The sequence below is a fragment of the Streptomyces sp. NPDC002896 genome (genome assembly GCF_040295225.1).
Lineage (GTDB): Bacteria > Actinomycetota > Actinomycetes > Streptomycetales > Streptomycetaceae > Streptomyces.
The window spans coordinates 432,197-445,351 of record NZ_JBEOVA010000006.1; the positions used below are offsets into that span (position 1 = coordinate 432,197).

Annotated in this window: 11 protein-coding genes; 4 read left to right on the forward strand and 7 right to left on the reverse strand. The window is 71.0% G+C overall.

Annotated elements, in window-relative coordinates; genetic code table 11:
• Positions 1 to 95 precede the first annotated feature (95 nt).
• A complete protein-coding gene (gene alc, locus ABT009_RS13545) occupies positions 96 to 1,211 on the reverse strand; it encodes an allantoicase (RefSeq protein WP_351292854.1) in 1,116 nt (371 codons plus the stop codon).
• A 132-nt stretch (positions 1,212 to 1,343) separates the two neighbouring features.
• On the reverse strand, positions 1,344 to 2,681 hold the full coding sequence (gene allB / locus ABT009_RS13550; RefSeq protein ID WP_351292855.1) for an allantoinase AllB: 1,338 nt from the start codon (positions 2,679 to 2,681) through the stop codon (positions 1,344 to 1,346).
• Positions 2,682 to 2,937: 256 nt separating this feature from the next.
• Here allB and ABT009_RS13555 point away from each other — a divergent pair, with 256 nt between their 5' ends.
• A complete protein-coding gene (locus tag ABT009_RS13555) occupies positions 2,938 to 3,732 on the forward strand; it encodes an IclR family transcriptional regulator (protein ID WP_351292857.1) in 795 nt (264 codons plus the stop codon).
• A 141-nt stretch (positions 3,733 to 3,873) separates the two neighbouring features.
• Here ABT009_RS13555 and ABT009_RS13560 read toward each other — a convergent pair whose 3' ends face one another.
• Positions 3,874 to 4,194 (reverse strand): DUF5955 family protein, encoded by a 321-nt coding sequence (locus ABT009_RS13560; RefSeq protein ID WP_351292859.1) that lies wholly within the window; start codon positions 4,192 to 4,194, stop codon positions 3,874 to 3,876.
• Between the two features lie 192 nt (positions 4,195 to 4,386).
• Here ABT009_RS13560 and ABT009_RS13565 point away from each other — a divergent pair, with 192 nt between their 5' ends.
• Both ABT009_RS13565 and aceB read left to right on the forward strand, forming a co-directional pair.
• Positions 4,387 to 5,037: a nucleotidyltransferase family protein gene (locus ABT009_RS13565; RefSeq protein WP_351292861.1), complete on the forward strand. Its 651-nt coding sequence runs from the start codon at positions 4,387 to 4,389 to the stop codon at positions 5,035 to 5,037.
• Between the two features lie 172 nt (positions 5,038 to 5,209).
• Complete coding sequence (gene aceB / locus ABT009_RS13570) at positions 5,210 to 6,835, forward strand: malate synthase A (protein WP_351292863.1); 1,626 nt, start codon at positions 5,210 to 5,212, stop codon at positions 6,833 to 6,835.
• 90 nt (positions 6,836 to 6,925) lie between these two features.
• Here aceB and ABT009_RS13575 read toward each other — a convergent pair whose 3' ends face one another.
• From ABT009_RS13575 to ABT009_RS13590, 4 genes are all read right to left on the reverse strand, one after another.
• Positions 6,926 to 7,177, reverse strand: coding sequence for an Rdx family protein (locus tag ABT009_RS13575; RefSeq protein ID WP_351292994.1), 252 nt, complete (start codon positions 7,175 to 7,177; stop codon positions 6,926 to 6,928).
• Between the two features lie 79 nt (positions 7,178 to 7,256).
• The gene (locus ABT009_RS13580) at positions 7,257 to 8,186 is read right to left on the reverse strand and encodes a HipA family kinase (protein WP_351292865.1); all 930 of its coding nucleotides are present in this window, start codon (positions 8,184 to 8,186) and stop codon (positions 7,257 to 7,259) included.
• A 58-nt stretch (positions 8,187 to 8,244) separates the two neighbouring features.
• On the reverse strand, positions 8,245 to 8,994 hold the full coding sequence (locus ABT009_RS13585) for a Clp protease N-terminal domain-containing protein (RefSeq protein ID WP_351292867.1): 750 nt from the start codon (positions 8,992 to 8,994) through the stop codon (positions 8,245 to 8,247).
• Positions 8,995 to 9,062: 68 nt separating this feature from the next.
• Positions 9,063 to 10,793 carry an IucA/IucC family protein gene (locus ABT009_RS13590; protein WP_502989862.1) on the reverse strand — a complete coding sequence of 577 codons (1,731 nt, stop codon included), beginning with the start codon at positions 10,791 to 10,793 and terminating at the stop codon, positions 9,063 to 9,065.
• A 124-nt stretch (positions 10,794 to 10,917) separates the two neighbouring features.
• Between ABT009_RS13590 and ABT009_RS13595 the strand changes: the two genes are divergently transcribed.
• Entirely contained in the window at positions 10,918 to 12,462 is a 1,545-nt protein-coding gene (locus ABT009_RS13595) for an IucA/IucC family protein (protein ID WP_351292998.1), read from the forward strand.
• Positions 12,463 to 13,155 lie beyond the last annotated feature (693 nt).

A 13,155-nucleotide genomic window follows, 5' to 3' on the forward strand; every position in this document is an offset into this window, starting at 1 on the left:
CCCCAGACCCCCTGTCGCCCTGACGGGCTCGTCCTCAAGCGCCGGACGGGCTGAAATTCAGCCTGTCCGGCGCTTGAGGACGAGGCGGCGCAGCCTCAGCCCCCGAGCTCCCGATGCCGGGCCCCCAGCCACGCCGCCCCCTCCTCCGTCGGCGCCCCGAACAACCGCAGTCGCGAGATCCCGCCGTCCGGAAAGATGTCCACGCGCGCGTGCGTGCCCACGGCCGGTGCGTCCAGGACGAAGCGGTGGTTCGTGTCGGGCTGGAGGCGAGTACGCGGCAGGACCTCCGTCCAGTCGCCCTCCTCGCCGTCGCGGACCGACACCGAGGCCCAGCCCGCCGCGTTCCCCTTGAGATACGCCGTGTCGATCTCGATGGCGCGGATCTCCGACTGGGCGGCCAGCCGGTAGCGGATCCAGTCGTGCCCCTGGTCGCGGCGGCGACGGGTCTCCCAGCACTCGTGCATCGCCCGCGAGCGGCCGGGCTGGATGGTGTTGGTGGCGGGCGAGTAGAAGAGGTTGGAGGCGTCCTCGACCTGGCCGCCGTTCTCCAGCGCGACGACGTCGAACGTGCCGAGGGCCGCCAGCCACCGCGGGTCGGGCACGACCTCGCCGTACACGCGCAGGCGGGCGATGCCGCCGTCGGGGTGCTGGTTGATTCGCAGATGCGTGAAGACCTGCTCCACGTCCACGGCGAAACCGTTCGCCGCATGGCCGCCGACGGCCGTACGCGGCACGAGCGGCGTCCACTTCACATCGCCGGAGAGGAGGTCCTCGGGCGACGGGGAGCCGGGCACGGAGGTGGCCTCCACCGAGACGGCCGCCGGGTAGTTGCCGCGGAAATGCGCGGTGTCGACGACGATGCCGCGGATGACGCCGGGCGCTCCCAGGCGCACCAGGGCCCAGTCGTGGTCGTCGGCGGTCGGCCAGGGGTGCTCGGCGGAGGCGCCGCGGCGGCGGCGGGTCTCCCAGCCGTCCATGATCTTGCCCTTGTGGCCGAAGTGCTCGGGGTCGAACTCGGCACGCTCGGGCACCAGCAGGTTCTCGCGCTGGGCGAAGAACTCGTCGTTGGCGGCGATGACTCCGGCGCCGAGCCGGCGGTCCGCGAGATCGGCGTACCGCGCGAACGGGAACTCGGCGGTGCGGTAGTCGGCATACGGGTCGCCGCCGCCGTAGGGGCTGGCGTCGCCGGTGAAGCGAGGATTCGCCGTCACGGTAATCAGTTGTCCTTTCCAGGTGGCGGCCGGTGGGAGAGCCGTACCGTCGGCTGCGGGTGCTGGCGGCCGATCCGGCCTGAGGCGCGAATCACCGGGCTCGGGCCCGAGCGCGTGTCGGCGGCCGGCGGGTTACGGGTGCCGGGTCAGGAGCTGTCCTCTCGGCTCGGTGAACTCGCCGCCTGCCAGGATCCGTTCGCCCCGCAGCCAGGTCGACTTGACGACACCGTGCAGGGTCCTGCCCGCGTACGCCGTGACCTGGTTGCGATGGTGGAGCTCGGCGGGGTCGACGGTGAAGGTCTCGTCAGGTGCGATGACCGCGAAGTCCGCGTCGCGGCCCGCTTCGATGGCGCCCTTCTGGGAGAGCCCGGCCAGCTCCGCCGGACCCGCGGCCATCCAGCGGACGACGTCCTCGAGCGTGTGCCCGCGCCGGCGCGCCTCCGTCCAGATCGCCGGCAGGCCCAGCTGGAGCGAGGAGATGCCGCCCCAGGCGGTGGAGAAGTCGTCCGTCTTGAGGTCCTTGGTGGACGGGGAGTGGTCGGAGACGATGCAGTCGATGGTGCCGTCGGCGAGGCCCGCCCAGAGAGCGTCCTGGTTGGACGCCTCGCGTATGGGAGGGCAGCACTTGAACTCGGTGGCGCCGTCCGGGACTTCCTCTGCGGTGAGGGTGAGGAAGTGCGGACAGGACTCTACGGTGACGCGTACGCCCTCACGCCTGGCGGCGGCGATCAGCGGCAGGGCGTCGCCGGACGACAGGTGCAGGACGTGCACGCGCGCGTGCAGCCGTTTCGCCTGTGCGATGAGGTTGTCGATCGCGGTGTTCTCGGCGTCCTTCGGCCGGGAGGCGAGGAAGTCGGCGTACTTGCCGCCGCCCTGTTGCGGGGCGGCGGCGAGCCGGTGCGGGTCCTCGGCGTGCACGATCAGCAAGCCGCCGAACCCCGCGATCTCGGCGAGCGACCGGCCGAGTTGCTCCTGGTCGAGCTCGGGGAACTCGTCGACGCCGGAGGGTGAGAGGAAGGCCTTGAAGCCGAAGACACCGGCGTCGTGCAGCGACCGCAGGTCCTTGACGTTGTCGGGCAGCGCACCGCCCCAGAAACCGACGTCGATGTGCGCCTTGGTCCGGGCGACCTCCTGCTTCGTACGGAGGTTCTCGGCCGTCGTGGTCGGCGGCAGGGAGTTGAGGGGCATGTCGACGATCGTGGTGATGCCGCCGGCGGCCGCGGCGCGGGTGGCGGTCCAGAAGCCCTCCCACTCGGTGCGGCCGGGGTCGTTGACGTGGACGTGGGTGTCGACGAGGCCGGGGAGCAGCACGTCGTCCCCGAGGTCCTCGAGCCGGGCGCCGGGCGGCACATCGGCGTCGTGCGCCAGGACCGCCGTGATCCGCCCGCCGCCGACGGCGACCGAGGCGGCGCGCGTCCCTTCGGGAGTGATGACGCGCGTCGAGCGCAACACCAGTTCGACGTCGGACACCCGAAGCCCCTCTCACCCACCCACCCGATTCAACATTCCGTTGAAGTGGGAGTCTTCACTTTCGGTACCAGCACGTCAAGACCGCATTGTCCGACTCCGGGCTTCCATGATCCGGCGCCGGACTTCATGAAACCACCCTCGACGTTTCCACCAAGTGAAATTAGACTTCCATCTATCAAAAAATGGACGAGTTCCAGGCGGACCATCGAGGCCCTTCGGGCCGCCCCTCTCGATTCTGACCCGAAAGGACCGCGCCGTGCCGACGTCCAGCACCAATGACGCCTCCAAAGCCCAAGCCTCCGGCGGCGTCCAGTCCCTCGAGCGCGCCTTCGACCTGCTCGAGCGGATGGCGGACGCGGGCGGCGAGGTCGGGTTGAGCGAGCTGTCCGCCAGCAGCGGGCTGCCGCTCCCGACCATCCACCGTCTCGTGCGCACGCTGGTCGCCTGCGGGTACGTGCGCCAGCAGGCCAACCGCCGCTATGCGCTCGGCCCGCGGCTGATCCGCCTCGGCGAGTCCGCGTCTCGCCTGCTCGGCACCTGGGCCCGCCCCTATCTTGCGCGCCTGGTCGAGGCGACCGGCGAGACGGCGAACATGGCGCTGCTCGACGGCGACGAGATCGTGTACGTGGCCCAGGTGCCGTCGAAGCACTCGATGCGGATGTTCACCGAGGTCGGCCGGCGGGTGCTGCCGCACTCTACGGGTGTCGGCAAGGCCCTGCTCGCCGACATCCCGGCGGACGAGGTGCGTGCGCTGCTCGGCCGCACCGGCATGCCTGCCGCGACCGAGAAGACGATCACCACGCCGGAGGAGTTCCTCGACGCGCTCGAAGAGGTGCGCCGCCTCGGCTACGCCGTCGACGACAACGAACAGGAGATCGGCGTCCGTTGCCTCGCGGTCTCCGTACCCGACTCGCCCACGGCGGCGGCCATCTCCATCTCGGGCCCGGCGGGGCGGGTCACGGACGCGGCGACGGAGAAGATCGTGCCGGTCCTTCAGCAGGTGGCGGCGGAACTGTCCGCTGCGCTGGCGACTTCGGGGCCGACGAGCTGAGGGGTGGGCCCATTGGTGGCCCACCCCCTTGCACAGGCGGTACGCGAGGGCACCCGCCGTCGTGGGTTGTGCCCACCCTCCCCCAGTGCCTCAAGGGCCTGGGGGAGGAACGATTGCCCACAACAGTAGGGGGACGCGCAGTCACCCCCGCGATCCCCGCGGCTCGCCGAACACATCCACCGCGCTGCGGACGTCCGCAAGGCCCGCCGCCAGTGCGCTCACCGAGCCGATCGCGCCCGCGATCAGCAGCAACGAGCGGCGCAGCCGCGGGGTTTCCGGGACTCCGCTCACGGCCATCGCCGCCAGGGCTGCCAGCTCCTCCTCGGCGATCCCGCGGTCCGGGAACTCGGCCGGATGAGCGGCGAGTTCGCGCCGCAGCCGCGACACGGCCGTACGCAACTCCGTCACCCTCGGGTCCTCGTCGCTGCCGGTCAATGGCCTCTGCCCCACGCTCCTCAACACGGCTCTCCCCCCTCGCACATCCTTGTGCGCGCGTCTGCGTCGTCACCCCTGGGCGATGGTCGGGCGCCGGGGGACGCGGGCCAGTAAACGCCACCGGAGCGGCGGGCGCCACCGCATAGACGGAATCCGAAGGGACCTACGGATGGGACCTACGGAAGGCCTACGGGTCCATGGCTGCGATATGCAGGTGACATGGCGCAAGTACCCCAGCGGACCCAAGGGACCGACACGGAGTCCCCCGACCCTCCACGCCTCCAGAGCGATGTCGCCGGCCTCCTGCTGGCAGCCGGCGGCGGCCGACGCCTGGGCGGACGACCCAAGGCGCTGCTCGAACACCGCGGCCGCCCGCTGATCGAGCACGCGGTACGCGTGCTCCGCGAAGGAGGCTGCACGCGCGTGCACGTCGTACTGGGCGCAGGGGCCGACGCGGTGCGGGAGCGCGCAGAGCTGCCCGGCTGCGCACTGGTCGACAATCCGCAGTGGGAGGAGGGCATGGGCTCCTCACTCCGTGCAGGACTCGCTTCCCTCGCCAGGACGGGCGCCGCGGCGGCACTCGTCTCGCTCGTCGACCAGCCCGGCATCGGTCCGGAGGCGGTGGCCAGGGTGCTGGCCGCGTACGAGACGCCCGCCACTCTGGCGGCCGCCGCATACGGCGGTGAACGGGGCCACCCGGTGCTCTTCGGTTCCGACCACTGGGCCGGAGTCGCGGCGAGCGCGGTGGGAGACCGTGGGGCGCGCGCCTATCTGCAGGCGCACGACGAGGTGGTCACGCTGGTCGAGTGCGAGGACGTCGCGGAGCCTTACGACATCGACACGGAGGCCGACTTGGCCCGCCTGGAGTGACGGCGTCGAGTCGCGGAATAACGACCTTGAGAGCCGGCACCCCCGTTATGTCGACGAGGAGACTGTCGACATCAACAAACGATTGAACTTCCACGATGAGAAAACTAGTATCCACAACACAGAAGCGCCCCGTGAACCCGTGACCGTGTTCGCTCGAAGGAAGTGACGACTCATGTCCGCACCAGCGCTGTCCCCGCTGGCCATCGTCGACGCCGAGCCCCTGCCCCGGCAGGAGGAGGTCCTCACCGACGCTGCGCTCGCCTTCGTGGCGGAGCTGCACCGGCGGTTCACGCCCCGGCGTGACGAGCTCCTCGCCCGCCGCGCCGAGCGCCGCGCCGAGATCGCCCGCACCTCCACGCTCGACTTCCTGCCGGAGACGGCCGCGATCCGCGAGGACGAGTCCTGGAAGGTCGCCCCGGCTCCGGCGGCGCTCGACGACCGCCGCGTGGAGATCACGGGCCCCACCGACCACAAGATGACCATCAACGCGCTGAACTCGGGCGCGAAGATCTGGCTCGCGGACTTCGAGGACGCCTCGGCGCCGACCTGGGAGAACGTGGTCCTCGGCCAGCTCAACCTCACCGACGCCTACGAGCGTCGCATCGACTTCACGGACGCGGGCACCGGCAAGTCGTACGCCCTGAAGTCCAACGAGGAGCTGGCGACCGTCGTCATGCGTCCGCGCGGCTGGCACCTCGACGAGCGCCACCTGCAGGACGAGAGCGGACGCGCCGTGCCGGGCGCGCTGGTCGACTTCGGCCTCTACTTCTTCCACAACGCGCAGCGCCTGCTCGACCTCGGCAAGGGCCCATACTTCTACCTCCCCAAGACGGAGTCGCACCTGGAGGCCCGCCTCTGGAACGACGTCTTCGTCTTCGCTCAGGACTACGTCGGCATCCCGCAGGGCACCGTCCGCGCGACCGTCCTGATCGAGACGATCACGGCGGCGTACGAGATGGAGGAGATCCTCTACGAGCTGCGCGACCACGCGTCCGGGCTGAACGCGGGCCGCTGGGACTACCTCTTCTCGATCGTCAAGAACTTCCGTGACGGCGGTGCGAAGTTCGTCCTTCCGGACCGCAACGCGGTGACGATGACGGCGCCGTTCATGCGCGCGTACACCGAACTGCTCGTCCGCACCTGCCACAAGCGCGGCGCGCACGCCATCGGCGGCATGGCGGCCTTCATCCCGTCCCGCAGGGACGAGGAGGTCAACAAGGTCGCGTTCGAGAAGGTCAAGGCCGACAAGGACCGCGAGGCGAACGACGGTTTCGACGGCTCGTGGGTCGCGCACCCGGACCTGGTCCCGATCGCGATGGCCTCGTTCGACGCGGTCCTGGGCGACCGGCCGAACCAGAAGGACCGCCTTCGCGAGGACGTCGACGTCAAGGCGGCCGACCTGATCGCCATCGACTCGCTCGACGCGAAGCCGACGTACGCCGGTCTCGTCAACGCCGTCCAGGTCGGCATCCGCTACATCGAGGCCTGGCTGCGCGGCCTCGGCGCGGTCGCCATCTTCAACCTCATGGAGGACGCGGCCACCGCCGAGATCTCCCGCTCCCAGATCTGGCAGTGGATCAACGCTGGCGTGGTCTTCGAGAACGGCGAGCGGGCCACGCCTGAGCTGGCGCGCAAGGTCGCCGCGGAGGAGCTCGCCGCGATCCGCGCGGAGCTCGGCGAGGAGGCCTACGCGTCCGGCAACTGGCAGCAGGCCCACGACCTCCTCCTGAAGGTCGCGCTGGACGAGGACTACGCGGACTTCCTCACCCTGCCCGCGTACGAGCAGCTGCGCGGCTGAGCCCCGCTGTCCCCCCGCTCTGGCCTCGGGCCTAGGACGGGGCGGGGGAGGGGCGGAGGAAGGCTGCGGGGCTCCGGGAGGGGCGCCCCCTCAGCGCTCCGAGTGCCCCAGGCTCTTGTCCGGGGCCACCCGGTCGCGTACGAGGCGCTTCACAGCGGTCGGCTCGGGGAAGCCCTGCTCGCGGCGGTCCCAGACCACCTCGTCGTCGACGCGGACCACGAAGACGCCGCCGGTGCCGGGCTTGAGGGCGAGTTCAGCGAGCTCCGTCTCGAAGGTGGTCAGCAGCTCCTGGGCCAGCCAGGCCGCTCGCGGGAGCCAGCGGCACTGGGTGCAGTACTCGATCTGGACGCGGTGGCCGGTGGCCGCGGGTGATCCGGTCTCGGCGGTCGATCCGGCGTCCGGGGATGGCGAGGTCAACGGTTCAGCTCTTCCTTTCGAGGTGCACGGACCAGTCCTGTTCGGCGGCCGGTTTGCCGTGCAGGTCCGGTACCCGCTTCAGCCAGGCGGGGCGGCCCGCCTCGGTGGCCGCGGCGCGGGCGGCGTCCTCGGCGGCGAGCTGCTCGCGGGTGGGGAAGTCCGTCGGGAGCCAGGCGTGGGAGGTCTTGGCGCGGGCGGCGAGGAACGAGACGTAGGCCTCGCGCTTCTCGTCGGGACCGGCAAAGCCCGGCTCCGCCTCCAGCCACTCGTCGGGCACCAGGTCGGCGACCTCGCGCAGCAGGTCACGGGTCACGCGCGGTGCGAGTTCCGCGTCGGCGGCGGACGTGTCAGGGCCGTACGCGCCGAGGGCGTGCTGACGGAAGTCGTACGCCTTGTCGACGGAGGTCGCCGCGGAGTCCCAGCGGTGGTGGAAGACGAGGGCGGCGCCGTGGTCGATCAGCCACAGCTTCGGTTCGCGCATCCCGAACGTCGGCCAGACCATCAGGTTGGAGCTGTGCACGGTGCGGTCGACGTTGACGGTCAGGGCGTCCAGCCAGACCACCTTGCCGGCCTCCAGCGGGTCGACCGCCAGAGACCGGGCCACCTCGGGTGTGAAGTCCTTCGCGCCCGGCAGGAGGTCCATGCCGAGGTTGAGCCCGGCGCTGGCGCGCAGCAGGTCCTGCACCTCCTGGTGCGGCTCGTCCTGCGCCACCGACGGATCGAAGTGGGCGAGCACCAGCTCCGGGACGCGCAGCCCGAGCCGCCGGGCCAGCTCGCCGACGATCACCTCGGCGACGAGCGCCTTACGGCCCTGGGCGGAGCCGGTGAACTTGACGACGTAGGTGCCGAGGTCGTCCGCCTCCACGATGCCCGGCACTGACCCCCCTGACCTCAGGGGGGTCACATATCGGACGGCAGTCACCTCGCGCAGCACACCGGCAACTGTAAATCAGCGGCTCGCGCTCCTGATGCTTGCCGACTGAAGGCCCAGGTCAGGACTCCTTCTGCTCGGAGGCCGGGCCGACGAACTTCGCCAGGAGGTCGGCGATGCGGGTCTCGGTGGTCGCCTTGTCGATGCCGAGACCGCTGAGCACACCCGAGCCGTCCTCGAACTCCAGCAGCGCGAGCAGGATGTGCTCGGTGCCGATGTAGTTGTGACCCATCCGCAGGGCCTCGCGGAAGGTCAGTTCCAGTACCTTCTTCGCCCCCGCGTCGTACGGGATGAGCTCCGGCACCTCCTCGACCGCCGGGGGCAGCGCCGCGGTGGCGGCCTCCCGGACGGCGTCCAGCTGTACGCCCTGGGCCCGGAGCACGACCCCCGCGAGCCCCTCCGATTCGCTCAGGAGGCCCAGGACCAGATGCTCGGGGCGCATCACGTCGTTGCGTGCCGCCTTGGCTTCGTTGTGTGCGGCCACCACCACGTTCTTCGCCCGCGGTGTGTACCGGCTGAACCCCTGACTGGGGTCGAGGTCCGACAGTTCGCCGGGTTCCTTCGGGACGAAGCGCTTCTGGGCGGCCTGCCTGGTGACGCCCATGCTGCGGCCGATCTCCGTCCAGGAGGCACCCGAGCGCCGTGCCTGGTCCACGAAGTGGCCGATCAGGTGGTCGGCCACTTCACCGAGGTGGTCCGCGGCGATGACCGCGTCGGAGAGCTGGTCGAGCGCGTCGGCGTGGACCTTCTTGATGGCCTCGATCAGGTCGTCGAGGCGGATGGTGGTCGTGACGGGGCGTGGATTCGTCATGTGTCAACCATAAGTTGACAGTCACCGGGTGGCAACCCGAAGTTGACAAGAAAGCCCCCGCGGTCGGATCAGGGCGAGCCCGAGCCCTCCAGTAAGGGGTTGGGCACCGGGCGGTAGCGCGCGTCCGCCCCGTCCGCGCCCGTCCAGCGCAGCAGCAGGTTCGTCTTCCCCGGGAGCGTGGGCGCTGCGAGCAGACCGGCGATCTCGGGCAGTCCGCGCTGCGCGTCGTACCGCGCGAGCTCCCGACGTACGGCGGGCCACAGCCCCGGCCCGGCCCACGGGTAGCGGTCCGCGAGAGCGCCCGCGATCTCGGCGATGTGGTTGACGAACAGGCAGTACACGAGTCGCTCCCACCCCGCCGCGCGCCCCGCCTCCGGCACCCTCTTCACGCCCTCGGCGTCCCGGAACAGCGCCTGCACCGGCATACCGTCCCGGTCCACGGCCACCAGCGAGTTCTGCAGATGCGCCTCGAGGACGAGACCGTGCCGCCCGAACACCTCGAGCACGGGCGGCACGACGTGCCGCAGGTACGCCGTCCACCACGCCACCGGATCGGCGAGCCGGTCGAGCGGGCTCCCCTCGAAGCCCTCCGCCAGCGCCGCCGCGAGCAGCGGCGTCGCGCCGGGCCGCACGTGCCGTCCCAGCCCGTCCCGCACCAGCACGGCGAGTTCCTCGAACGCGAAGTCCGCCGTGCGGTAGCTGCGGTCGCTCAACCAGGCGGCCGCCTTATACGACCCCCGGTATGCGCCGCCGGATTGCTGCAGCGCGGCGAAGGCCGCCGCGACCGCGGCATCCGTGGCACGCATCTTCAGCAGGTCGTGCCGCCACAACCGCCGTACGTCGTTGGTGATGCGGACGTCGAGGCTGAACTTCACGAACAGGTCGGCCGCGCGGGCGTGCCCGGAGAGGTCCGGAACGTACAGCGTGCGCACGGCTGCCGTGGGCCAGACGGGCCACTCGGTGCGCCCCAGCCGTACGAGGCGCCCGTCCGCGAAGGCGTCCCCCAACTCCGGGCGTCCACCGGCCAGTTCGAGCTGCCATGGGTGGGCGGGCAGCAGACGGTAGTCGGGAGGCGCGGCGGGCCCGCCTCCCAGGGCTTCCGCGAGGGAGTCCAGCGCCTGCGTATCGCCCTCCTCGACGACCATGTCCTCGCGCACACCGAGCAGCACCAGCGGGAAGTGGGCGTGCGCCTCCGGGGCGTACGGCAGCCAGCCGGCGACCGGTCCGCCGCCGCGCGCCTTGGGGGCGGGGTGGTACGGATGCCCCATGATCAGGGACTGTTCGGAGCGCACATAGAGGTCGTCGGGCGGGGTCGCCCGGGCCCGGGCGGTGAGCAGTGCCGCCACCGCGTCCCGGCTGTCGATCATCTCGGCGGTCAGCTCGTCGTTGGACTCCCCCGTGTACCGCCGCAGCTCGTCGGCCGCCAGTTTGACCAGCTCGGTGTGGCCGAGCCGGTGCCAGGCGCCCGCCACGAGCAGCTCCGGCTCGGCGGGCCGGCGCCCGTCGCGTACGCGCAGCTGCCGCCCCACGGCCGGCAGCCGGTACACGCGCCGCCCGCCCTTGGAGGCGTCACCCTTGGACACGTCGCCCTCGGACGCGTCGGACTCGGATGACGGGTCCGCCCCGGCCGACGCGCCGGAGTCGGCGGAGTCGGCGGGCCCGGCCAGCTCCCGCAGCAGACAATTGAGCAGAGGCGCCGCCGCGTACGCGTCAGCTGCCTCGGCGACGTCGTCCATGGGATGCATCGGCGGTGTGGAGTGGTCGCGGTACGTGGGGTAAGTGGGGTCCACGGGATCCATTCGGTCCATACGGTGCACTGGTGATGATCAGTATGTCCTGTCGTAGGCCGCCGCAATGCGGTCTCTGCACCAGAGGAGTCCGAACGTGCATCCGCCCCGAACCAAGCCCGTCCCCGCACCCCCCGTGCCGGAGTCCGCACTCGCCGAGCCGGAGCCGGAGTCCGCACTAGCCGACGAACTGCGCGCCGTACGCCCAGGCCTCCTCACGCCGTACGCGGCCGGGCTGCCCGGCGCCCGCGCGGCCGTCCTGACCCGTCTGTGGCGCGGTCTGGTGTGCGAGCCGCTGCCGTGGATCACGCGCCGCGAGGCGGGACGTGACGGCCTGACGCTCCATCTGGCCGACGGCCGCCGTCTGCACGGCCCGCACGCTGACCCGTACGCCACCACCGCGTACGTCACCGAAGTCGACCTCGACGGCACGGCGTACGACAGCGCGGCCCGCCTGATCACGGCGCTCGCCGTCCCGGGCGCCCCGGCCTTCGCCGCCGAACTCCGCCACAGCACCGCGTCCTTGGCCCTGTCCCGCGCCAACCAGCCGCCGGACGACGGCACCTGGCCCACCGCCGCGTGGCAGTGGGAGCAGCGGATCGTCGACGGCCACCCGTACCACCCGAACTGCCGTTCACGGCCCGGCTTCTCGGTGGCCGAGCAACTCGCGTACGCGCCGGAGCACCGGCCTGTGGTGGCGCTGGGCCTGGCAGCGCTGCGCGGGGACGACTGCCTGGTGACGGGCGAGTGGCCGGACCGGCTGCGGGACGGGGACCGGGTGCTGATCCCGGTCCATCCGTGGCAGACGGCGCACGTGCTCGGGACCCTGCCCACCGCGCACGAGAAGATCGCGGCCCACCCCCTGATGTCCCTGCGCACACTGGCCCCCGCCTCGGCCGCCCCCGGCGGCACCGCGCACATCAAGACGGCCCTCAGCGCCCGTCTGACCTCCTCCGTCCGCGACATCTCGGTCTACTCGATCGCGACGTCCGAGACCGTCTCGGCCTTCGTGGACGCCCTGTCCGCGCGCCTCGACGGCCTGCTGCACATCACGCGCACCCTGGGCGCCGTGACGGCCGACTCTGCCGATCTGGCGGCGGTGCTGCGCGAGCCCCCGGAGACATACGCGGCCCCGGAGTCCGGCGAGCGCGTCATCCCCGTGGCCGCCCTCGCCACCACGTCACTGCCCCGATCGCCCGCCTGGCTGGCCGACTTCACGCGCCTGGCCCTCAGGGCCTGCCTGCGCCTGCTCGACCTCGGCGTGGCCCTGGAAGCGCACGGCCAGAACCTCCTCGTGGTCCTGTCCCCCGCGAACGCCCCGGTCCGCCTGGTCTACCGGGACCTGGCCGACATCCGCATCAGCCCGGCCCGCCTGGCCCGCCACGGCATCCCGGCCCCGCCCCTCACCGGCCGCCTGATCACCGACGACGACACGGCCCTGCGCCGCAAGCTCTTCGGCTCGCTCGTCACGGGCACGCTTGGCGCGACGGCGGGCTCGGCCGGCGCGCTGCGCGAGGCCCTCTCCACCGCCGTAGGAGACCTTCCACGGACCGACGACCTGACGGCCCTGCTCACCGAACCGCTCCCCACCAAAGCCCTGACTCTGATGCGGCTGTCACCGGAGGCACCCGGCGACCATTGGACATCTTTGCCCAACCCGCTCACCCGGTCCGCAAGCTGAGTCTGCTCCAGCCGTCGGCGAGAGCCGGTACGAGAGCGCGTCAGCCGGTGCCCAAAAGCACGGCACCGGCTGACCGATCCAGAACCTCTACCGAGGGCGCCCATCGCAGCGCATCAGCGCTACACCGCTGTTCCAGGCGGGAACACCGAGCAGGCTGACTGCCACTCCCCCGGAGAGGATGGGCGGCCCACCGGCTGGATCGATTCGATTAACGCACTCGCCCAAGATCATCGGCAAGTGACCGCAGCATAAGACACACGATTAGGTGACCGTGGCAACTTTTCCGCAGACAGTGCCCGGCGCGGTCTTTTGGCCACTCCCTCGCTCCAGGACGGATACGAACGCCATAACTCAGCGATCCGGTACCGGAATTGAAACCCCAAGCGAGATAAATCGTTTCTCCAAATGGCTGGTTCACGGCACCCTTCACGCCCGGGAGCAGGACATCACGCCATCACCCGTTCGGGTGACATCGAGTGCAACTACTTGTCACTTGAACGACGTCATGAGTGACTGATTATGCGAAACCGGCGGGCTGCCCATCCCGCGCCGGGGGAATCAAACAGGCAGCCCATTGCCGGTTTTTTTCTTGCCCGTTCAAGGCAATCGCCGCCTGCGGTCCGGTCGTTCGCACCGTTCTTTCCACGAGGGCCAATTTCTCGTTGTCGCGCTTCCTCTTGCCACAGGCGTCCG